Here is a 20287-nt window from a genome sequence, read left to right as displayed (position 1 = left end):
AATCTCAGATGGTACTACGGACTCCAGGCCGTACAGCATCCGCTCCCACCTCATCATGCAACGAAATCCGCGAAGTCTCCGGCAACGCCAACCCGCCCACCAACGCCACCAGCGCAATCACCACCAGGTAAAACGCCGGTGCCAGGCTGCTGCCGGTCTGCCCGATCAGCCAGGTCGCCACCAGCGGCGCGGTACCGCCAAAAAGGGTATAGGCCACGTTGTAGGTAATCGCCGAAGCGGTATAGCGGGTGCGGGTGGGGAAGCTCTCCGACAGCAACGCTGCGGTCACCACGCCACTGCACAAGGCCCCTACCGCCAGCAGGATCACCCCCAGCAGTGCGCCGGACATCGAGCCCGAGCTGGCCAGCCAGTACGCCGGGAACACGCACAGCATCACCCACAGGCAGGTAAAGCCAATGGTCTTGCGCCGCCCCACCCGGTCCGAGAATGCCCCGGCCAGCGGGCAGCCGACAGCGGCGAACAGCAGCGCCACGGTGGTTACCAGCAGCGACTGCGCGCGGGTCAGGTTGCCCACCAGTTGCAGGTAGGTGGCGAAGTAGGTGGTGAACATATAGAACGACAGCGCGGTCAGCGAGATGAAAGCCCCCAGGTTGCGAATGACCCGGCCATGGTGACGCAGGGTGTGTTTGAGCGGCGAATGCTCATGCTCCTTGCCCTGGGCGAGGGCTTCGCGAAATGCCGGTGTTTCCTCCATGCGCCAGCGCAGGTACAGGCCAACCAACCCCAGCGGTGCGGCGATCAGGAACGGAACGCGCCAGCCCCAGGCATTCATTGCCTCGGCCGACAGGCTGGCTTCCAGCCCATAGGCGATCACCGCGGCGCAGGCGAAGGCGGAAAAGGTCGAAACCGGCACGAAGCTGCCGTAGAAGGCACGCCTGTGGTTGGGCGCGTGCTCCATCAGGTAGGCGCAGGCCCCCGCGTACTCGCCACCGGCAGAAAACCCCTGCAGGCAGCGCGCCAGGGTCAGCAGCACGGGGGCTGCCAGGCCGATGCTGGCGTAGGTCGGCAGCAGGCCGATCAGGGTGGTGGAGCCGGCCATCAAGAGGATGGTCAGCGACAGGATGCGCTTGCGCCCCAGGCGGTCTCCCAGCGCCCCGAACACGATGCCGCCCAGCGGGCGAAGAGCGAAGGCCACGGCGAACACCGCAAACGTCTTGAGCAAAGCCACGCTGGCGTCTTCGCTGGCAAAGAACTGGCTGGCGATCAGGGTGGCGAGAAAACCATACACGGCGAAGTCGAACCATTCGACGAAATTGCCGATGGCCGAGGCGGCGATCACCCTGCGCAGGGTGGCGGGGGATACCTCATGAGGTGCGGACATGCGGGTGCTCTCCGGTTCCATTGGCAGCCATGATGAAAGTGGCACGGTCGGGCCGCGCCATCATTGTTGTGCTTGCCAGTAGATAACCGGGCGCAGGCCGGTGCTTTGTCGAGGGCGACCTCGGGATACCTGATTCAACCGCTGTTGCGGGTTACAGCCGGCCCACCTTCCAGGGGGCGTATTCCATTTCACTGTAACCCTTGGCCCGGCCGTGCTCGTCGGCGCTGAAGCCTGGTAGCTTGCTCAGGTCCAGCCCCATGCAGCGGCTGTTGACTTCGGCCTGCAGCTTGCCATCGAGACGAAAGTCATCCGGCCGGTTCGGGTGGGGATAGATCTGCACCAGGCAGCCTTGGACCTTGCCCTGCGCATTCGCATCATAGTAGAGCGAGGCCCTGCCGATGCTGTCTACCGGCAGGTCGCGGAACAGGCGCTGCCAGAAAAATTCACGTTGTGCATTGGCCTTGCGCCGCGCCGTTTCAGGCGCCTGGGCCGCAGCGGGCAGCACCACGAACAGGGGCGCACGTACTTCCACCGTGCCGTCTTCGTCGCGCAGCGACTTGGGCACCACGGGGTAGATGGTCTTCCAGCATTGCGCCTCGACTACGCTGGCCAACGCCTTGAAGTCCGAGCGGGGCAGATCGGCAGGCAGCACGGTTTCATACTTGATCGGTGCCTTGCTGGCTTTGCAACTGACGGGCGCGGAATGCTGGTCGAGTTTGACATCCAGCATGACCACGCCGATCTGCTTGTCTGTGTCTGCTGTCGCGATGCCCAGCTTCAGGGCTTGTTGCATGTCGCTGACGAATGTCTGGCGCGCCTGCTTGTCCGCCTCGGAGGCAGGCCGGCTTTGGCAACCTGCCAAGGCGATGAGTGCGGTAGCCACGAGTGCCGGAGACAACGATCTGAACACAGAAACTTCCTTGATGTGATTGAGCCGGCCTTCATGCCGGTGGTAATGAGAACGAATATTATCACTCAAAATGATTGAGGGTTTTGTGTGCTTTTCGTGTAGGAAAGGTATGGTTTTGCGGTATCGGCGCCATGGCCGATACCGCCCTTCACATCAGAAGCGCATGTCCAGCGCCAGCTCGAAAGTGCGCGGCGGCCCCATGTAGTACTGGCTGTTGTAGGCCTGCTTGGCATATACCTCATCGGTCAGGTTGCGCACCCGCCCGGTCAGCGTGGTGTGTTCATCCAGCCGGTAGCGGGCGAACGCGCCGAACAGGGTGTAGGCCGGGGCCTTGAGGCTGTTGGCGTTGTCGGCATACACCGAGCCCACGTAGCGCCCGTCCGCGCCCACCGACCATGCCGGCGACAGGCTGTAGGTCAGCCACAGGTTGGCGACGTTGGCCGGCACGTTGGTCGGTGCATTGCCCTTGCGTGAAACCGATATGCCGTTGACCGCCTCGTTGAACTCATCGTACTGCGCATCGACATAGGCATAGTTGGCCTCGGCCAGCAGTTTCGGCGTTACCTGCAAGCGCCCGGACAGTTCGACGCCGCGTGAGGTCTGCTGCCCGGCCTGGACTGTTAGGTTGGCGTCGTTCGAGTCGCGCACGGCAAAGTCCTTGCGCACGATCTGGTACAGCGCCAGCGTGGCCGCACCGCGCCCGTCGAGGAAGTCGAACTTGCTGCCCACTTCCCACTGCTCGCCCTTGGACAGGTCGAACAGCCCGACGTTGGAGTAGGTCGCCGCTGCCAGCGAACCGGCCGGTAAATCGGCCGAAGAGCTGTACTGCACGTACACGCTGGCCGAAGGTGTCAACGCATAGGTCAGGCCGATGCGCCCGGACAGCGGTTCCCAGCGTCGTTCGAAATAGGCCGGCGAGGTGGGCGTTACCGCGCCGTAGTTGGTCACTTCCATGTCCAGGTAGTCGTAGCGCAGGGCGGTCAGCAGGGCCAGGCGCTCGGTCAGCTGCAAGCGGTTTTCGGCGAACACTGCGCGGTTGATGACCTCGTGGTGGCGTTGCTTGGTCAGGCCGGCATTCACCCCGGGGATGTCATCGAAGCTGCCGGGGGCGAACTGCTCGGCGTCGACCACGTCGCTCCAGCTGCTGGAGGTGGGGTAGAGGGTCTGGCGCATGCGCGAGTACTCCAGCCCCAGCGACCATTGGCTGGCCAGGCCGAGCAACTGGTTATCGTGGCGCAGCTCGATGCGGTCGCCCAGCAGGTTCTGGTCGTGGCGCTGCAGGTAAGGGCTGCTGCGCTGCACCTGGCCATCGCTGGTATAGGCGTAGCGTTCAAGGTTGCGGTAATCGCGCTGGGCGTTGTAGTGGTACAGGGTGTTCTGCACGCTGGTGCTGTCGCTGATCTGGTAGTCGAGGATCGAGCGTAGCCAGCGCACCCGTTGCTCATAGCGGCCGTCGGCTACGTTGTAGTTTTCGAAGCGGCGGCTGTTGTCGATCTTCATCGTGCTGCGCCCGGGCAGGATCGGTGAGCCCCAGTAGGGGCTGTCTTCGCGGTCTTCCTGATACTCCAGCGCCAGGGTGTGGGTGAGGTTGGGTGCCAGGTCGCTTAGCAGCGAAAAGGCCAGGCTGTCGTTGTGCCGTTCGTTGCGGTCGACGAAGCCGTTACCATGCCCGCGGCTGAAGTCCAGACGCGCGAAATGGTGGGCATCGGCGGGGTTGCTGGCCAGCGCCTGGTTGATACCGAACGCCACCTCGCTGTCGTCGAAACTGCCATAGCGGATACGCCCGTCAATGATCTGCTGGTCGCGGCTGGCGAGCTTGGTGATGTAGTTGATCGAGCCGCCCACTGCGCCTGCGCCATGCAGAAACGAAGACGGCCCTCCAATCAGCTCGACGCGGTCGAGTACCCAGGCGTCCACTGGCCGGGTGGCGCTGCTGTAGCCCAGGTTGATGCCGTTGTACAACTGGGTGACCTGGTTCTGGGTAAAGCCGCGATAGGCGACGAAGCCGCCAAAGCCCGGGTTGGCGGAGGCGTTGACGCCGGTCATGGCGTTGACCACGTCCTGGCTGTCTTTGGCGCCGCGTTCTTCGATCAGGCGGCGGTCCGAGACGCTGACCGAGGCGGGCGTTTCCCGCGCGGTCAGGCCAAGGCGCGAACCGGTCCGGATCGGCTCGTCCAGCTGCACGCCGCTGGCGGCGTCGCGTTCGCCGTCGATGGTGGTGGCGCCGAGTTCGACAGGGGCGGTTTCAGCGCAGGCAAAGCTGCAGGTGCCCATGAGGAGCACCAGGGAGGTCTTGCGAAGCATGTTTGTGTGTCTTCCACGCAAAGGTCATGACTGACGGCGAACGCGCGCAAAGGCGCGCCCGGCTGAAGTCAGGCGAGATGAAGTACGGCTGCGGGGGAGACTGTGGGGGAGGCGCGGGGGTTGAGGGCGGGGCGTTGGTAGCGCGGCGGCGGTTGTGCCCAGCTGCGCACGACGATGGGCGAGGTGGCCACGACTTGCGCCGGGGTGAACGACCAGCCACCGCTGCTGAGCGGTACGGCCAGGCCAAACGAGGAGCACACCGGGCAGTCGAGCTGGGCCATGTGCTGGTCACCGCCGGCACCGTCCAGGTCGATGGCCACGCCGTGTTCGCTGTTGACCGAGCAGAAGCCGCCTTCCAGGCCGGCCAGGCGCAGGCCACCCATCTGACCGTGGTGCAGGCCGCACAGCAACAGGCTGAACAGGACGCTGGCGTAGAGCGTCCATGCAGTCAGCGTGCGAGTGTGCCGGGTGATTTTCATGGCGGCGAATCTACCATCCGGATGAACGGTCGGGTAGTGCTTTTACTGCAAGTTTTTGGGGGCAGTCCAGGCAACCGCGATCTCCTGTGGGAGCGGCCTTGTGTCGCGATAGGGGCGCAGAGCGCCCCCAGGGTCTATCAGGCCGCCCGCTCCAGCACATCCAGCAAATCGACAAACTCCAGCGCCAGCTTGTGCCGAGGCGCCAGGTGCACCAACGGCACTGACGCCTGGTGCGATTCACGCATCTTGATCGAATTGCTCAGGTACACCGGCAGCACCGGCAGGCCTTCGCTGCGCAACTGGTCGACCAGGGTCTGGTGCAGGGCGGTGCGCCCGGCGAACTGGTTGACCACCACACCTTCTACCTGCAACGCCGGGTTGTGGTCCTGGCGCAGTTCCTCGACCTCGGCCATGACACTGTGCAGGGCCTGACGCGAGAAGCTGTCGCAGTCGAACGGGATCAGCAGGCGCTCTGCCGCAACAAGCGCGCTGAAGGTGTAGAAATTGAGCGCCGGCGGGGTGTCGATGTAGATCCGCTCGTAATCCTCGCCCAGTTCCACCAGCAACTTGCGCAGCTTGTTGATCTTGAACTTGCTCTCCAGCTTGCTTTGCAGGTCGCTGAGGTCGGGGCTGGCGGTGACCAGGTGCAGGTTGCTGTAGCGGGTTTCGGTGATCGCCACCCGGTGCTTCTTGCCGGCCGCCGTGACCGGTGACAGGGTCTGGCGGAAGAAATCGGCGATGCCGGCAGGAATGGCGTCGTTGACCAGGCCGGTCAGGTAGTAAGTGGCATTGGCCTGCGGGTCGAGGTCGACCAGCAAGGTCCGATACCCCTCGGCGGCACTGGCAGCGGCGAGGTTGCAGGCGATGCTGGACTTGCCGACGCCACCTTTCTGATTGAAAACCACACGACGCATGAGACGCTCATCCATGAAATGAAAATGTCAGGTTGTGGTCAATCCTATGACCGGAACAAGACAGTTTTATGACAAAGATTGTTACAACAATCACTTTGATCGTTGGTTGTACCTGCGCAGAGGCCGGTTCAGGCAATAGCTACCCGGTTACGCCCCTCCTGCTTGGCCTGGTAAAGCGCCCGGTCCGCCTCGCTTAATGCGTCCATGGGCCCGCTGCCAGCCTCGCCATCCCAGCGTGCCACCCCCAGCGAAACCGTCACCGCGCCCACCGGCTGCACGGGCGTATCCTGCACCGTGACCCGCAGCCGCTCGGCCACCACGGCGGCCACGTCCAGGCTGGCCCCCGGCAGCAGCATCAAGAATTCCTCGCCGCCGGTGCGGCACAGCAGGTCGCCCTCGCGGCAGCAGCGGCGCATCAGCTCTGCCAGGCGGCGCAGCACCTGGTCGCCGACCTCGTGCCCATGGTTGTCATTGACCTGTTTGAAATGGTCGATGTCCAGCACGATGGCCGCAAAGGCGCGGCCTTCGGCTTCCAGCAATGACAGGCTGAATTCCAGGCTGCGGCGGTTGCCCAGGCCCGTCAGCGGGTCGGTCTGGGCGTCACGGTTGAGCCGGCCGATGCGCTCCTGCAGCAGGTTCAGCCCGATCAACAGGGCGCGCTTGAGTTCGGCTGCCTCGAAGTACCAGGCCCGCACGCGATGCAAGCGCTCGGCGGTGCCAGCACGGTCCATCGCTCGGGCACCGGCAGCCAGTTGCCACAGCGGCCGGGCGATGGTCATGGCCAGCCACCACAGCAGCAGGCAGCCCACCAGCGCCAGTGGCGCAGAAGTGCCTACCACGTTGAGGATCAGGTGGTTCAGTGGCATCACCGTCTGCGTCAGCGGTTGCTGCGCCACTACCCCCCAGCCGGCGCTGGGTACAGTGGCAAACCCGGCGAGCATTTCCACACCCTGGCTGTTGGTCAGTTGGCGGGTACCGTTGTTTAGGGTCGCCAGCTGGTCGATCAGCGCATTGCCCTCCACCACTGTGCCGACCCGTTCGCTATCGGGGTGATACAGCAGGCGGCGGTTGCGGTCGACCACATACAGGTACGAACCGTCCTTGTAGAAATGTTCGCCCAGCAAGCTGTTGAGGATGTTGCGTTCACGCAGGTACAGGCTGCCACCGACATACCCCATGTAGCGACCGTTGCTGTCGAAAACGGGTTGCGACAGCGCCACCACCAGGTTGTCGGCCGCCGAAAGGTAGGGTGTGGAAACCAGCGGGCGGCGTTCTTGCAATGCTTCCTGAGCGCCGGGCGACTGTACGTGACTGCCGACCAGGTGCCGTAGCGGGGCAGGGGATACTGCCAGCAGCACGCCGTTGGCATCGATCACGAAGGTGGAGTTGAAAGCCATGCTCTGGCCCAGTACACGGTCGGTCTCCACTTGCAGCGCAGCGGCATCGCCCAGCTGCCGGCCTTGTACGCCGGCGCTGAAGGCCAATTGCTGCTGGGCGTTGCCGATGAAGGTTTCGGTGATGCTGGCCAGCTTCATCGCATACACCCGGTTGGCTTCCAGGGCGTGGTCGATCAGCAGCTGGCGCTGCACCCGGTAGCTGGCGAAATAGCTGGCGCACAGCATGACCAGGGCGGTGAGGGCGCAGAGCACCAGAATGAGTGTGCGTAGATCCAGGCGCAATCCGTGCTTGGCGTGTGGCAATCCTGACCTCGGGTGATTGAAAGTAGCGACGACCTTTCGCGCTAGGGGGGATGGGGCGCCGCGTTCAGGAACCAGGCCTGTCCAGTGCGTTCAGCTCGTCTTCCACCTGCTGCATGCGCCGCTCCACCAGCGCTTGCACCTTGACGTCGCGGGCGGTTTCGCGCATCAGCGCGGTGAGTTTTTCGCTCAGGCGCTTGCCGGCTTCGGTGTCTTCCAGCGCCCTGGCCTTGGCGGGGTCCTGGGTGGCGGCAACGATGGTGGCAAATTCGGCGTCGCTGAAGTTCTTTTCGCTGTACAGCCGGAACAGGTCTTGGCGCTGGTCCTCGACGGTCAGGTACTTGCGCAGTACATCCTGGATGGTGGCCTGCGACAGCTGCGGGTGAGTGCGGCCCAGCAGCGTGGCCATGCGCTCGATGTTATGGGTGTAGGCATCCTGCAGCGGCAGCTGGGCGAGGATCTGATCTTCGCGGGAGGGCTTCTGGTCGCAGGCGGTGAGGGCGGCAGTCAGCAGCAGGGGCAACAGCAACTTCTGGAAGCGAGGCATGGCGTGGCCTGGTCGGGCAGTGAAGACTGCCGATTATACCGATGTCCGCCTGGCCACGACGAGCTTTGTGATTTGCCTTGAACGGCGCGCTGCGGTAGAACCGTGCCCTCCAACCACTGCCAGCAGCCCCATGCCGAACTGGACCCTGCAACCTGTGGCGCGCGTCGCCATTGCCGAAGTCGTTGCGTTTGTCGATAACGCTCGCCGCGAGCTCTTCCCGATGCTTGCGAAGGCGCCATTGCCGCACGACCTTGCGCATTTTGCCGACACCTACCTGGACGGCGCGGGATGCTTTCTTGAGGCCCGTGATGACGGGCGGCTGGTCGCGGTGATCGGCTACGTGCCCTATGACCACCGCTTTGCCCAGCTTGATTACCACGCTGAGCGGGTAGTCGAAGTGGTACGCCTGTTCGTGCTGCCGGCCTACCGCCGGCATGGGCTGGCTGCCGCGTTGTTCGGCGCGTTGCGCGAGCGGGCGGAGCAGGCAGGCATCGGCTGCCTGTACCTGCATACGCATCCGTTTCTGCCGGGTGCCATTGCGTTCTGGGAGCGGCAAGGGTTCGCGGTGGTGGATGTGGAGCAAGACCCGGTCTGGCAGACCACGCACATGCACTTGCGACTGCCCTGACCTGTGGGAAAGCGCCTACAGCGGAGCTTTTTGCGTGATCGACGCGTTCATTTCAAAACCGGCCCGGCTTGCTTACCTTCCCCAGTGCACGGCTTGCTCACTGCACCCGAGGGAGACTCACGATGCCATACATGGCCCTGTACAAACTCAAGCTGCTGGACGAATTTGAAGAGCGTATTGACCGGTGGACCTTTGCGGATTTTGAAAAAAGGCTGATAGAACTGTGGCGGGGGGCGACCTACCATGACGCCAAGGGCATCATCAATGCGGCGCACAAGGAACGCCGTTGGCCGAGGGTGGTGAAGCGGTATCTGCTGACCAATTACCAGGTGTTTGGCAACGTCAGTTCAGAGCTGGAACGGGCGTTTGCCGAGGTGCTGGTCGCGATGAATGAACAGGAGCGGATGGAGTGGGGGTTGTTGCCTGCAGGTAGCTCGCTCGCATGATGGAGCCTGGGCGGCTCCTACAGGCGTCGCGCAGCCCGGGCTTTTCGCGATGCCTGTAGCAGCGGCCTTGCGTCGCGATGGGCTGCAAAGCAGCCCCCGGCTCCATCAGGCAACTCGGACTATCAGAACCCCCCGGACAACGGCCACTCCACCGCCAACCGTATCTGGTCCCCGTCCAGCTCAGCCTGCGCCGTGTTCCCCCGGTGCACGTTATGCCTCACCGAGAACGTCGTCCCCTTGGCCTTGCCGCTCTGCACCACATACCGCGCCTCCAGGTCGCGCTCCCAATGCTTGCCACCCTTGCCATACCCCAGGTACGCATACCCGCCATTGGGGTCGACATGTGTGCCGTCGATATCGAACCCCCTCACGTACAGCGCCGTGAGGTTCAACCCCGGCACCCCATAGGCACCCATGTTCAGGTCATAACGTGCCTGCCAGGACTTCTCGTTCGGGGCGTTGAAGTCCGACATCTGCACGGCGTTGGCAATGAAGATTGCCCCTCGCGTCACGTAGTCGAACGGGGTGTTGCCGTCGACCTGCTGCCAGCCAAGGCTGAAACCGTGCGGCCCCTGGCTGTAGCGCGAGACCAGGCTCCAGGTGGTGTTGTCGATGCGCCCGGACAGCGCCTTGCCAGTGTCTGTGGTGCGGTACAGGTTGAGGTCCAGGCTGATGCTGCGTCGGTCATCCAGCGCATGGCTGAAGGTACTGCCCAGGTAGTGCTGGTTCCAGCTGTCTTCGTAGCGCGAGGTATACAGGCTGCCACTGAACGCTGCGCCGGGGTTCCACACCACACCGGCCAGGTCGAAACTGTTGCCTTGCTTGCCGTTGGAGTAGTTCACCACGAAGCCCTTGTCGTGGCTGGAGGCATTGCGGTCGGTGCTTTCGTTGAAGTGCCCGGCCAGCAGCTTGAGCGTGTCGAACTCGTTGCTGGTGAGGAAGAACCCTGTAGCGGTTTCGGGCAGCAGGCGGCTGTCGGAAGAGCTGAATACCGGGGTCTTGACCCGTTGCTCGCCATAGGAGAGCACGGTATTGGACGCCCGCAACTTCAGCGCTGCCCCTGCACGGCTGTATTCGTTTTTCGGGTGCCCATCGTTATCCACCCCCAGCAGGCGCGCTTTGCCCGCGCGCCCGCCGCCACTGTCGAGTTGCACGCCCAGGTAGGCATGGGCATCGACGCCAACACCGATCAGGCCCTGGGTGAAGCCGGACTGAAAGGTCCCCATCAAACCGTAGGCCCATTCCTCGGCCTTGCCATTACGTTCGCTGCGCGGTTTGTAGGCATTGCGCGCGGCACTGTTGCGCCCACCTTGCTTGTAGTCGCGTTGGTCGAATACGCTGCGGTTGAGGATGTTCCAGCTGCTGTCTTCGACAAAACCGCTGCTTTGCGACTGCGCGGAGTCGGCCAGGGCCAAGGGCGACAACCCCAGCAACGGCAACGCTAACAACAGCCGGTTCATCGCGCGGCCTCAAGCTTCTGCAACTGGGCCGCGAAGCGGGCTTGCGCCCGTGCAGGCAAGCTGGCTGGCAATTCGGCAGCCGGCGCATCACCCACCTGGATCAACATCACCATGCCCATCGCCAGGTGCGGAATGCACTGGATGCCATATACGCCCGGCACGCTGAAGGTTTGCTCGAAAGGCTGGTTCAGTTTGCTCTTGAAGGGTTCGGCGCCTGTGGGCAGCAGGCCGGGCACGCTGGCCGCATTGTGCCCGCTCTGGGTGGGCAGAAAGCGCACGGTATCGCCGGGGGCAATGCGCAGGTGATCCGGCTCGTACACCATGGCGCCTTCGCTGCCGCGGTTGAGCATTTTCACTTCATGCACCTCGGCCAGTGCGGCGGGGGCAAACAGGGCGCTGACAAGCAGCAGGGCAACAGGGCGCAACAGCATCAGTAGAACTTCCTGGTTCAAGGGGCGCGAAAACGCAGGATGCGCGCGCCATCGAAGGGGTCGGTGAGGTAGCGGGCATGTACGCCGAAGGTGCACAGCAGGCGCTCGGGCGTGAGGACGTCGAACGGTTTGCCAAGGGCCACCAGGTGGCCCTTGTCGAGCACCGCGACGCGGTCGCAGGTGAGTGCCTGGTTGAGGTCGTGCAAGGCCACCAGCGTGGTGACCGGCAAGGCTTGAACCTGCTGCAGCAGGCTTAGCTGGTGCTGAATGTCCAGGTGGTTGGTAGGCTCGTCCAGCAACAGTACCTGTGGCCGTTGCGCCAAGGCGCGGGCGATGTGCACGCGCTGGCGCTCGCCACCCGACAGCGAACCCCACAGGCGTGTGCGCAGGTGCAGGGCGTCGAGGTCAGCCAGGGCCTGCTCGACGATGGCACGGTCCTCCCCAGAGAACGGTGCCAGTGCCGACAACCAAGGCGTACGGCCCAGGGCAACGGCATCGAACACACTGATTGCATCGAGGGTGTCAGCCTGTTGCTCAACCAGCGCCAGGGCCTGTGCAACACGGCGGCGGGGCAGCTGTGCCAGCGGTTCGCCCAGCAGTTGCACGCTGCCGCTGGCCGGCTTGCGCAGCCCGGCCAGCAGCTTGAGCAGTGAGGATTTGCCGGAGCCGTTGGGGCCGACAATGCCCAGGGTTTCACCTGCCACAACGTGCAGGTCGATATCGCGCAGCACGGTATTGCCGGCCAGTTGCAGCCCCAGGCCCTGGCAGCTCAGTGGCGCAAGCTGTGCAGCGATCATGACCGTCATGAGTGCCCTCGGCGGCTGACCAGAATCAGTGCGAACACCGGTGCACCGATCAGTGCGGTTACCACGCCCACGGGAATCACCTGGCCCGTAATCAAGGTGCGCGAAAGGACGTCGGCGGCAATCAGGAACAGTGCGCCGCCCAGTGCGCTGGCGGGCAACAGGCGGCTGTGCCCGGGGCCGAGCAGCAGGCGCAGGGCATGCGGGATTACCAGCCCGACAAAGCCGATGGCGCCGACGATGGACACCATCACCGCCGTGACCAGTGCCGTGCAACTGATCAGCAGTAACTGGGTGCGCCGCACCGGGATGCCCAGCGATGCAGCCGAATCGGCGCCGAAGGTGAAGGCGTCCAGCGCGCGGCGGTGCAACAGGCACACCACCAGGCCGAACAGCGCCACCGGCACAGCCAGCCACACGGAAGGCCAACGCACACCGCTGAGATTGCCCAGTAGCCAGAACAGGATGCCGCGTGCCTGTTCGGCGGTGGCCGACTTGGTGATGAGAAAAGCGGTGAGGGCGGTGAACAGTTGCGAGCCGGCGATGCCGGCGAGGATCACCTGCGCGTTGTTGCTGCCTGGGCCGGCCGCGCGGGCCAGTAGCAGCACCAGGGCGAACGCAGCCAGCGCACCGATGAAGGCGCCACCGGACATGCTCAGCGCCAGGCTACCCAGACCCAGCAGGCCGACCAGCACTGCACCGGTCGAGGCGCCGGCGGACAAGCCCAGCAGGTACGGCTCGGCCAGCGGGTTGCGCAGCAGCGCCTGGAGAACCACACCGCAGGTGGCCAGGCCGGCACCGCAGGCTGCAGCGACCAGGGTGCGGGTCAGGCGGTAGTTCCAGACGATGCCGGCGTCGATCGGGTCAACCGGGTAGCCGGCCTGCCACAGGTGGTTGGCCAGCACCTGGCCGACCACGCTGGGTGACAGGTTGGTCTCACCGATGGCAGTGCCGGCCAGCAAGGCGGCCAATAGTGCCGCCAAGGCGATTGCGATGCAGGGTAACAGGCGAATCATCACTGGGCCGCTTTACCGCTGGCGAAGGCTGCCGACAAGGTTTGCAGGCCACGGAACAGGCGGATGCCGGCCTGCATGGCGTCGGCGTCGAGGACGATGATGCGGTTGTGCTTCACCGCGTCCATGTTGCGGGTTACCGGGTCGTTGCGCAGGAATTCCAGCTTTTTCTGGTAGTCGTCGGCGGGGAAGCGGCGGCGGTCCATGCGGGCGATGATCAGCCAGGTGGGGTTGGCCTTGGCCAGGGTTTCCCAGCCTACGGTCGGCCACTCCTCGGTGGACTCGACCACATTGCGCACGCCCAACGTGCGCAGCATGAAGTCAGCGACCCCTTGACGGCCCGCCACGTAAGGGTCGATGTCGAGGTCGGCGCTGGAGAACCAGAACAGTGCCGAAGTGGTGGACAGGTCCTTGCCGGCCAGTTGTGCCTTGGCGCTGTCCAGGTGGCCTTTCAGCTCGGCGTTCAACGCAGTACCGCGGTCCTGCACATCAAAGATCTCGGCCAGCTGGCTGACGCTCTTGTAGATGCTGCTGACCTGGAACGCCTGCAGGCGGGTGCCGTCGGCGCCGACCAGGTTGTCCTTGCCCTCGCAGTCCGACGGCAGCAGGTAAGTGGGGATCTTCAGTTCATCGAACTGCTCGCGGGTGCCCACCACACCCTGGGCGCCGACCATCCATTCGAACTGCACCGTCACCAGTTGTGGGCGCTTGCCGACCACGGCCTCGAAGCTGGGGTCATTGTCGGCCAGGCGCGGCACCTTGTCGTTCTGCGCCTGGTACTCGGGCAGCACGTTGTTGAACCACAGCGAGGTGCCCGCCAGCTTGTCGCCCAGCCCGAGTGCGTAGAGCATCTCGGTGCCGGCCTGGCCGATGGTGACGGCGCGCTGCGGCGCCTGGGCGAAGGTTTGCGGTTTGCCGCAGTTCTCGACCGTCAGCGGGTAGTGGGTGGCAGCGGCCTGGGCCAGGCCAGTGAGGCCAAGGCCGGCGAGCAGGGTGGCGAAACGGGGCAGCATGCTGGGCGATCTCCTATCGGACAGTTCGGGTGAGGAACGCACGGACAGGCATCGCCGAGCCCCGCCGATGGCAGGGGCAACACTGATGGCCAATCCCGGACACCCCGCCGGTTGGTAAATGTAGGCCGGCAGGTCTCCTGACTGGTGCGTCATGGCCCGGCTCCGGCCTTCCCGGGCGCGTGGCCCAGTGGCATCGATGGAGCAGGCTCGGCACCTACAGTTGCGGGGGCAGTTCCGTTTGGCCCGTATTGACGGGCCTGGGATTCCCTATTAATTCCATGGTGGAAACCGGCGGCCCGCATGGTAGACCATCGCGCCGCCGGGTGAAAACGCTTTTCAGAAGTACTTCAGCCAGGTGATGTCGCGGCGGCGCGCTTTCAGGCGGGCGAACCCGCGCACCGGCAGGTACAGCGAAACCGCCAGCGCCGCTGCACCCAGCCACACCGCCGTGATGCCGTCGAAACCGAAATAGTCGCCATGGTTGAGGCCGAACAGCGCCACGCAGGCCAGGTACAGCAGTTTCAGCACGTACAGGTGCAACAGGTAGAAGAACATCGGTGCTGCGCCAAACACTGCCAGCGCGCTGATCCACCGGGCCTGGCCGGCGCGTTCGAAGGCGCGCAGCAAAAGCAGGCCACAGCCCAGGGTCAGGGCCAGGAATAGCAGTGACGGCGGGTATTTGGTGATGTTGAAGAAGCTCATCACGGTTTGGGTGAGAGTAGGGTAACCGCTCCACGGCGCCTCGCCATAGCCGTTGAACAGGCGCAACACGACAAAGCCCAGCAACGCAGTCAGCCCAGCCAGCAGCAGGCGCTGCTGGCGTTGGCCGGCTGTGCTGCCACGGGCGAACCAGGGGCCCAGGCCATAGCCCAGGGCGATGACGCCGATCCATGGCAGCACCGGGTAAGACGTGCGCAGGCGCAGGTTTTCGGAAAATTCAAGCCAGCCACGGTCGTGCAGGATGGCCCATGGCACGTGCAGGGCGGACTCCACGCCAAAGTGCAGGCCGTCGAGCAGGTTGTGACCGGCAACGATGACTGCGCCCAAGGCGAGCAGGGCCGCACGTGGCAGCCATACGAGCAGCGACAGGGCGATCATGCTGACGCCGATGGCCCAGATGACTTGCAGGTAGATGACGCTGGGGGGCAGCTGGAAGGTCCAGGCGAAGTTGACCAGAGTGAACTCCAGCACCACCAGGAACAGCCCGCGCTTGAACAGAAACGCCGAGACATCGCCACGGCCCTGGTGTTTTTCGCCATACAGCCAGGCCGACAGGCCGGTCAGCAGGACGAACACTGGCGCGCACAGGTGGGCCAAGGTACGGCTGAAGAACAGCGAAGGCTCTGTGGCGTCGATGGTCATCGGGTCGCTGACCTGTCGGTGCAGGAAGAACGTTTCGCGGACGTGGTCCAGAAGCATGAACAGAATCACCAGGCCGCGCAGGGCATCGATGCTCTGCAGGCGCTGGGTGATCAAGGAGGGCGTGGCGCTGGCGCTTGTCATGGAGGGTCGCTGATAGGAATGAATGTCATGTGAAATGTTATCTTATAACTATTTGATTAGAGGTGGGTAGGGGTTTTTGTGTTACCTGTGCCGGCCCCTTCGCGGGCTCGCCCGCTCCCATAGAGATATCGCAGTCATCGAAAACTGTGTTGTATCTGTGGGAGCGGGCGAGCCCGCGAAGAGGCCGGCACAGGCAGGCTCAGATCAGAAGGTGTAATCCACCGTCGCAAAGTACGACCGCGGCATCCCCATCAACCACTGCTGCCCACTGAACGCCGACTGCACATATTCACGATCAAACAGGTTGTTCAACTGCAAGCCCAACTTCACATCCGGCAGCACCTGCCAGGCGATGTTGGCATCGACCACGGTATACCCGGGGGCGCTCTGGGTATTGGCGGTATCGGCATAACGCTCATCTACGTAGCGCGCACCAATGCCGGCCTCTACCTGCTGGCCGAAGCCTTTGCTCAACCACAGGTTGGCAGTACGCCGTGGCACGTTGGCCGGCCGGTTGCCAGCACGGTCCTGAGCCACGCCGCCGACCATCTCGTCGAAGTCGTCATACCTGGCGCGCACCAGAGACGCGTTAGCCGATACCTGCCACTGATGCGCCAGGGCCAGTTCCAGGGTGGCCTCAAGGCCATCGGACGTCTGCTGCCCAGCCTGCTGCTTCTCGTGGGTGATCGGGTCGTCCACCAGCAGTTTCTTCTTGATGATGTGGTAGGCGGCAAGCGTCCATTCGCCACGGCCGTCCCAGAAGCGCTGCTTGAGGCCTACCTCGGTCTGCTTCGCCTCGGTCAGGTCATAGTGCATCTGTGTGGGGCTGAGGCTGATGAGGTTGTTGACCCCCTCCTGGCTGGTGGAGTACTGCCCGTAGAGCGACAGGTCGTCGGTGACGGCGAACACCAGCCCGGCGCGCCAGTTGCCACCTTGCAGGCTGCGGTCGCTGCGGCTGTCGTTGGTCAGGTTGGTGCGGTCGATGTGGTTCTGGTCGCGGCGCACGCCGGTGACCAGCGACAGCCGGTCGCTCAGCTGCAGGCGGTTTTCGGCGAACAGGGCGAAGGTGTGGGTGCTGGACAAGGTTTGCGGGCGCAGCGGCGAGGCGCTGTGAAACCAGCCCGGTTCTGGTTGCCACGGGTCGATGTAGTCGCCGCCCACATCGTTGTAGGGCGCATTGCTGTTGACGTTGAAGCGGACCTTGTTGTATTCCGCGCCGACCACGGTCTTGCTGGCCAGCCCGAACACGCTGTGGTCAAAGGTGAAGGTCTGGCGGTCGCCGAACTGTTCCTGGTTGTGCTTGATTTCCAGGTAGCTGCCGCGCTGCAATTGCTGGCGCTCGGCGTCCCAGCTGTAGTCTTCGGCGTTGCGCCAGTGGCGGCGGCTCTTGATGTAGTACAGCTGGTTGCTGGCGCTGACGTGGTCGTTCAACGTCCAGTCGGTGGTCAGCCGGGTCCACTCATCGACGTAGTGCTGCACGTCGTTTTGCACGTTGTAGTTTTTCTTGCGCAGGCTGCTGCGGTAGTGCCCGTCGATCAGCGGGGTGCCGTAGTAGTTGGCAGGCTCTGCATCGCCACGGTCGTGGGCAAGGGTAAAGCTGAGGTCGTCACTGGCATCGAAACGCAGCGCGGCACTCAGGGCCAGGCTGCGCGAAGTGGTGCGGTCGACCCAGCCGTTGCCGGCCTGCTGGTTGAGGGTGAGGCGAGAGCTCAGGCGCTCGCTGAGGCTGCCGCCGCTGTCCAGGCCCAGCTGCTGGCGGTCCCACGAGCCGTAGCCCAGGCGCAGGTGGTTGCGCACCTCACCGGCAAACGGTTTTTTCGGGATCACGTTGATCACCGCGCCGGTGGCGCCTTCGCCATGCAGTACCGAAGCCGGGCCGCGAATCACATCGATGCGTTCGACCATCCACGGGTCGACAGGGAACGTCTGGGTGCCGGCACCGGTGTACAGGCGGGCGCCGTCGAACAGGGTCATCACCGAGCTGTGGCCGGCAAAGCCGCGGGCGGACAGGCCGGTGCCGCCGTCGCCCGGGGAGCCGACGAAGGTGATGCCCGGCGACCGCGTTACCGCATCCTGCACGGTGAGGTTGTTGCGCTGCTGGATCTGCTCGGCGCTGATGCTGCTGGTGCTGGCCGGTGTTTCCAGGGCGCTGAGGCCAAGGCGCGAGCCTGCCTGGGTTGGCGTGGCCAGGTCGATGGCCCGGCTGTCGAGGGTGTCGGTGATGGCCATGGAGGGCAAGGCCAGGGGTTGTGGGTCACGGTCATCGGCCAGGGCCGGCAGGGCGACGGCCAGGCAGGCCGCCAGGGGGTGAAGCTTGAACTTACGGGACATGTCGTTCCACTGCTGCAGGAATGAATGGATCCCGGTGGAAAACACGCAAAGGCGAACCATGCAGGCAGGCGCGCGCACGGATTCCGGCCTGCGCCCGCCCACCGCGGGTTGCCAAGTGACGTTCCAGGCCGGTCTCCGGGCTTGCGAGGGGCATGACACCTTCACCTTCCCATGCATGTGCACAGTGGTATCTCGAAGGGGTCGCTCGCTTACCGTTGCGGGGGCAGCGCCGGACTTGTCGTGGGTACCACGACGCACCGGCTTCCCGTTTCACCCTGCGCGCGGCGGCGAAGGGCACCTGAAACTGGCGCGCATCTGACCACTGAAACGCTGTGGCGTCAAATGTTGGCGCCCCATGAATACCGCGATAAAACACAAGGTTGCGCGCGGTTAGTGATTTTTTTTCGAACTTTTTTCGCGGCGTTTGTCTCGAACCGCACGTTCGCCTTTCGTTATCAAGTCATGGAGACTTCACGCATGTCTGCTCGTCAACTGTTGCGCCACACCTGCCTGCTCGCCCTGATCGCTGCGCCGCTGGCCGCCACCGCCGCGCCCAGCACCGACCCGCTGTTCACACTTGGTCTGCAGGGCGCCTACGACAAGTTCAAGTTCGAAGGTGGCAGTGAAAGCGACAAGGAACACATGGGCCAAGGCGGCGTGTTCGCCACCTTCGGCAACAAGCTGACAGCCGAATCCGGTTTCATCTACCAGCTCGGCGCCGAAGCCAAATTCGGCAAGAAGAACGACAACAAGCTCAAGGAGGCCCAGGCCGACCTTGACCTTGGCTGGCGTGCGGCGCTGGACGCTCGCAACTTTGTCGACGTGACCGTGGGCGGCGGTTACAGCTGGTCGCGCTTCGAACCGGAAATCAACGACCTCGATACCAAGCTCACGGTGAAATCGCCCTTTGCCAAGGCGGCATTGGGCTACAACCACCAGTTCGACGCCTCGACCTTGCGCGTGGAAGTTGGGGCACGCCACACCCTGGACGGCCGCGCGCGGCTGAAGGTTGACGACTTTGGTAGCGACACGGTCGACCTGAAAGACCGCACCAACCCGTATGCCGAAGTGACGTTGCTGATGAACCAGCAGGGCGCTATGCCGGTGCAGGCGGGTGTTTACTACACCCGCACCGAATACAAGCTGGATGAAGATTCGCCGGCAGCAGACAACACCAAGCTCAAGCGTGACGAGTTTGGGGTGAAGGTGGGCCTGGCCTTCTGAAACTGAGCGTTTAGCAGGCCCGGCCTCTTCGCGGGCTTGCCCGCTCCCACAGGATCTCCACGTACCCCGAGGTGAGTGGGTTTGCTGTGGGAGCGGGCAAGCCCGCGAAGGGGCCGAGCCTGCGAGAGAAGATCAGCGCCCGCGACGCCGCGACACCCGCGCCTCGATATTCTTGCGCCCGATCAGCAGTGGCGGCTTCTCCACCACCGGTTCATCCGCCAGCCACTTGTACATCACCAGGCAGTCCACCAGCCCCAGGCGGGCATGGCGATAAGCCTTGGGCAAGCGCCCGACTGTTTCGAAGCCCAGCTTGTGCCACAGTGCCACCGCGACTTCATTGCTGGCCACTACCGAGTTGAACTGCAGGGCCAGAAAGCCCTCTTGGCGTGCCAGCTTCTGCGAGTGCTCGCACATCAGGCGCGCCACACCCCGGCCACGTGCCTGTTCGCACACCATGTAGCCGCAGTTGCCCACGTGCGCGCCAGGCCCGGCGGCATTGGCCTTCAGGTAATAAGAACCCAGCAGCTCGCCATCCTCTTCGGCCAGCAGCGTGTGCAATGGCAGCTCCTGCCACAGCTGACGGGCCTGATCGATGCTCAGGGCCGGGTCGTATGCGTAAGTTTCAGCGGCCTGGACAATGGCCTGGAAGGTGGGCCAGAAGCGCTCGAAGTCTTCGGCTGTCATGGGGCGAATGTGGATCATGCGGGTTCCTGCAAGGGCTGGGCCGCCAAGTCTGTGGGGCGCGGCGCCGTCGCGCAAGGGCGACGACGCCGTTTGTGCCTAGCCGTTGGCCTTGCCCACCGCATCCATGGCCCGCGCCGAGTACACCAGCGCCGCACCGGCGTTCATCGCCACGGCCACGCCGAGGGCTTCGGCAATTTCCTCGCGGCTGGCACCGTGTTTGACCGCCTGCTGCGAATGCACGGCGATGCAGCCGTCGCAACGGGTGGTCACGGCCACGGCCAGTGAGATCAACTCACGCGTCTTGGCGTCGAGGTGGTTGGTCTTGGCTCCCGCACCGCTGGCGGTCATGTAACCGGCCACGGTGTCTGGGGAGAGTTGCTTGAGATCGCCGATGCCGGCCATCAACTGCTTACGGTAGGCGTCCCAGTCCATCATGCTCATCGTCTTCACCTTGTGGTGGTTGCGAGTGGAGCTTTCAGGCTAGTCGAAGAGTGACAAGAGCGAGGCTTGTACTTTGGTGGGTGTGCAGCAGTACTTGTGAGGGCAACTGTCTTGCAC

19 protein-coding genes and 2 riboswitches are annotated in these 20287 nt (G+C 64.0%); of the genes, 3 read left to right on the top strand and 16 right to left on the bottom strand.

Going from position 1 to position 20287, the window contains the following annotated elements; all coding sequences use genetic code 11:
• Positions 1-4: 4 nt before the first annotated feature.
• The 7 genes from PP4_RS17095 to PP4_RS17065 all read right to left on the bottom strand — a co-directional run bounded on the left by PP4_RS17095 (position 5) and on the right by PP4_RS17065 (position 8193).
• Entirely contained in the window at positions 5-1342 is a 1338-nt protein-coding gene (locus PP4_RS17095) for an MFS transporter (RefSeq protein ID WP_041168089.1), read from the bottom strand.
• 151 nt (positions 1343-1493) lie between these two features.
• Positions 1494-2252, bottom strand: coding sequence for a hypothetical protein (locus PP4_RS17090; RefSeq protein WP_016500454.1), 759 nt, complete (start codon positions 2250-2252; stop codon positions 1494-1496).
• A 153-nt stretch (positions 2253-2405) separates the two neighbouring features.
• Positions 2406-4556, bottom strand: a complete 2151-nt coding sequence (locus PP4_RS17085) for a TonB-dependent receptor (RefSeq protein WP_016500453.1) — start codon at positions 4554-4556, stop codon at positions 2406-2408.
• Between the two features lie 68 nt (positions 4557-4624).
• Complete coding sequence (locus tag PP4_RS17080; RefSeq protein ID WP_016500452.1) at positions 4625-5035, bottom strand: DUF2946 family protein; 411 nt, start codon at positions 5033-5035, stop codon at positions 4625-4627.
• 137 nt (positions 5036-5172) lie between these two features.
• Positions 5173-5949: a ParA family protein gene (locus PP4_RS17075; protein ID WP_016500451.1), complete on the bottom strand. Its 777-nt coding sequence runs from the start codon at positions 5947-5949 to the stop codon at positions 5173-5175.
• Positions 5950-6077: 128 nt separating this feature from the next.
• On the bottom strand, positions 6078-7649 hold the full coding sequence (locus PP4_RS17070; RefSeq protein WP_016500450.1) for a sensor domain-containing diguanylate cyclase: 1572 nt from the start codon (positions 7647-7649) through the stop codon (positions 6078-6080).
• Between the two features lie 64 nt (positions 7650-7713).
• Positions 7714-8193 (bottom strand): hypothetical protein, encoded by a 480-nt coding sequence (locus PP4_RS17065; RefSeq protein ID WP_016500449.1) that lies wholly within the window; start codon positions 8191-8193, stop codon positions 7714-7716.
• Positions 8194-8323: 130 nt separating this feature from the next.
• On the opposite strand from PP4_RS17065, the gene PP4_RS17060 reads away from it, so the two are divergent.
• Together PP4_RS17060 and PP4_RS17055 are read left to right on the top strand one after the other, a co-directional pair.
• Positions 8324-8821 carry a GNAT family N-acetyltransferase gene (locus tag PP4_RS17060; protein ID WP_016500448.1) on the top strand — a complete coding sequence of 166 codons (498 nt, stop codon included), beginning with the start codon at positions 8324-8326 and terminating at the stop codon, positions 8819-8821.
• Positions 8822-8952: 131 nt separating this feature from the next.
• Complete coding sequence (locus tag PP4_RS17055) at positions 8953-9267, top strand: hypothetical protein (RefSeq protein WP_229609169.1); 315 nt, start codon at positions 8953-8955, stop codon at positions 9265-9267.
• A 122-nt stretch (positions 9268-9389) separates the two neighbouring features.
• On the opposite strand, the gene PP4_RS17050 is transcribed toward PP4_RS17055, so the two are convergent.
• The 7 genes from PP4_RS17050 to PP4_RS17020 form a co-directional block, all read right to left on the bottom strand.
• Positions 9390-10727 (bottom strand): OprD family porin, encoded by a 1338-nt coding sequence (locus PP4_RS17050; RefSeq protein WP_016500446.1) that lies wholly within the window; start codon positions 10725-10727, stop codon positions 9390-9392.
• On the bottom strand, positions 10724-11158 hold the full coding sequence (locus PP4_RS17045; RefSeq protein ID WP_016500445.1) for a pseudoazurin: 435 nt from the start codon (positions 11156-11158) through the stop codon (positions 10724-10726). Before PP4_RS17045 ends, PP4_RS17050 begins: the two co-directional genes overlap by 4 nt.
• A gap of 17 nt (positions 11159-11175) precedes the next feature.
• Complete coding sequence (locus PP4_RS17040) at positions 11176-11964, bottom strand: ABC transporter ATP-binding protein (RefSeq protein ID WP_016500444.1); 789 nt, start codon at positions 11962-11964, stop codon at positions 11176-11178.
• A complete protein-coding gene (locus PP4_RS17035; RefSeq protein ID WP_016500443.1) occupies positions 11961-12977 on the bottom strand; it encodes a FecCD family ABC transporter permease in 1017 nt (338 codons plus the stop codon). Before PP4_RS17035 ends, PP4_RS17040 begins: the two co-directional genes overlap by 4 nt.
• Positions 12977-13987, bottom strand: coding sequence for an ABC transporter substrate-binding protein (locus PP4_RS17030; protein ID WP_016500442.1), 1011 nt, complete (start codon positions 13985-13987; stop codon positions 12977-12979). The genes PP4_RS17035 and PP4_RS17030 overlap by 1 nt, the downstream gene beginning before the upstream one ends.
• 110 nt (positions 13988-14097) lie before the next feature.
• Positions 14098-14295: riboswitch (cobalamin riboswitch) on the bottom strand.
• A 28-nt stretch (positions 14296-14323) separates the two neighbouring features.
• Entirely contained in the window at positions 14324-15490 is a 1167-nt protein-coding gene (locus PP4_RS17025; RefSeq protein WP_016500441.1) for a DUF1624 domain-containing protein, read from the bottom strand.
• A gap of 204 nt (positions 15491-15694) precedes the next feature.
• Positions 15695-17821, bottom strand: coding sequence for a TonB-dependent receptor (locus PP4_RS17020; RefSeq protein WP_016500440.1), 2127 nt, complete (start codon positions 17819-17821; stop codon positions 15695-15697).
• A gap of 110 nt (positions 17822-17931) precedes the next feature.
• Positions 17932-18138, bottom strand: a riboswitch (cobalamin riboswitch).
• Between the two features lie 160 nt (positions 18139-18298).
• Between PP4_RS17020 and PP4_RS17015 the strand changes: the two genes are divergently transcribed.
• Entirely contained in the window at positions 18299-19045 is a 747-nt protein-coding gene (locus PP4_RS17015; protein ID WP_016500439.1) for an outer membrane beta-barrel protein, read from the top strand.
• A gap of 132 nt (positions 19046-19177) precedes the next feature.
• Here PP4_RS17015 and PP4_RS17010 read toward each other — a convergent pair whose 3' ends face one another.
• Both PP4_RS17010 and PP4_RS17005 read right to left on the bottom strand, forming a co-directional pair.
• Positions 19178-19747, bottom strand: coding sequence for a GNAT family N-acetyltransferase (locus PP4_RS17010; RefSeq protein ID WP_016500438.1), 570 nt, complete (start codon positions 19745-19747; stop codon positions 19178-19180).
• A gap of 78 nt (positions 19748-19825) precedes the next feature.
• On the bottom strand, positions 19826-20170 hold the full coding sequence (locus tag PP4_RS17005) for a carboxymuconolactone decarboxylase family protein (protein WP_013973174.1): 345 nt from the start codon (positions 20168-20170) through the stop codon (positions 19826-19828).
• Between the last annotated feature and the right edge of the window lie 117 nt (positions 20171-20287).

The organism is Pseudomonas putida NBRC 14164 (assembly GCF_000412675.1).
In the GTDB taxonomy this organism is placed as follows: domain Bacteria; phylum Pseudomonadota; class Gammaproteobacteria; order Pseudomonadales; family Pseudomonadaceae; genus Aquipseudomonas; species Aquipseudomonas putida.
The sequence above is the reverse complement of the archived record's forward strand: the minus strand, read 5'-3'. Positions and strand labels throughout refer to the sequence as shown.

Coding starts and splice junctions, on each gene's coding strand:
- PP4_RS17025 (WP_016500441.1), bottom strand. CDS start 15,490: ATGACAAGCGCCAGCGCCACGCCCTCCTTGATCACCCAGCGCCTGCAG.
- PP4_RS17005 (WP_013973174.1), bottom strand. CDS start 20,170: ATGAGCATGATGGACTGGGACGCCTACCGTAAGCAGTTGATGGCCGGC.
- PP4_RS17055 (WP_229609169.1), top strand. CDS start 8,953: ATGGCCCTGTACAAACTCAAGCTGCTGGACGAATTTGAAGAGCGTATT.
- PP4_RS17060 (WP_016500448.1), top strand. CDS start 8,324: ATGCCGAACTGGACCCTGCAACCTGTGGCGCGCGTCGCCATTGCCGAA.
- PP4_RS17065 (WP_016500449.1), bottom strand. CDS start 8,193: ATGCCTCGCTTCCAGAAGTTGCTGTTGCCCCTGCTGCTGACTGCCGCC.
- PP4_RS17015 (WP_016500439.1), top strand. CDS start 18,299: ATGTCTGCTCGTCAACTGTTGCGCCACACCTGCCTGCTCGCCCTGATC.
- PP4_RS17045 (WP_016500445.1), bottom strand. CDS start 11,158: ATGCTGTTGCGCCCTGTTGCCCTGCTGCTTGTCAGCGCCCTGTTTGCC.
- PP4_RS17050 (WP_016500446.1), bottom strand. CDS start 10,727: ATGAACCGGCTGTTGTTAGCGTTGCCGTTGCTGGGGTTGTCGCCCTTG.
- PP4_RS17095 (WP_041168089.1), bottom strand. CDS start 1,342: ATGTCCGCACCTCATGAGGTATCCCCCGCCACCCTGCGCAGGGTGATC.
- PP4_RS17075 (WP_016500451.1), bottom strand. CDS start 5,949: ATGCGTCGTGTGGTTTTCAATCAGAAAGGTGGCGTCGGCAAGTCCAGC.
- PP4_RS17035 (WP_016500443.1), bottom strand. CDS start 12,977: ATGATTCGCCTGTTACCCTGCATCGCAATCGCCTTGGCGGCACTATTG.
- PP4_RS17010 (WP_016500438.1), bottom strand. CDS start 19,747: ATGATCCACATTCGCCCCATGACAGCCGAAGACTTCGAGCGCTTCTGG.
- PP4_RS17030 (WP_016500442.1), bottom strand. CDS start 13,987: ATGCTGCCCCGTTTCGCCACCCTGCTCGCCGGCCTTGGCCTCACTGGC.
- PP4_RS17085 (WP_016500453.1), bottom strand. CDS start 4,556: ATGCTTCGCAAGACCTCCCTGGTGCTCCTCATGGGCACCTGCAGCTTT.
- PP4_RS17020 (WP_016500440.1), bottom strand. CDS start 17,821: ATGTCCCGTAAGTTCAAGCTTCACCCCCTGGCGGCCTGCCTGGCCGTC.
- PP4_RS17040 (WP_016500444.1), bottom strand. CDS start 11,964: ATGACGGTCATGATCGCTGCACAGCTTGCGCCACTGAGCTGCCAGGGC.
- PP4_RS17080 (WP_016500452.1), bottom strand. CDS start 5,035: ATGAAAATCACCCGGCACACTCGCACGCTGACTGCATGGACGCTCTAC.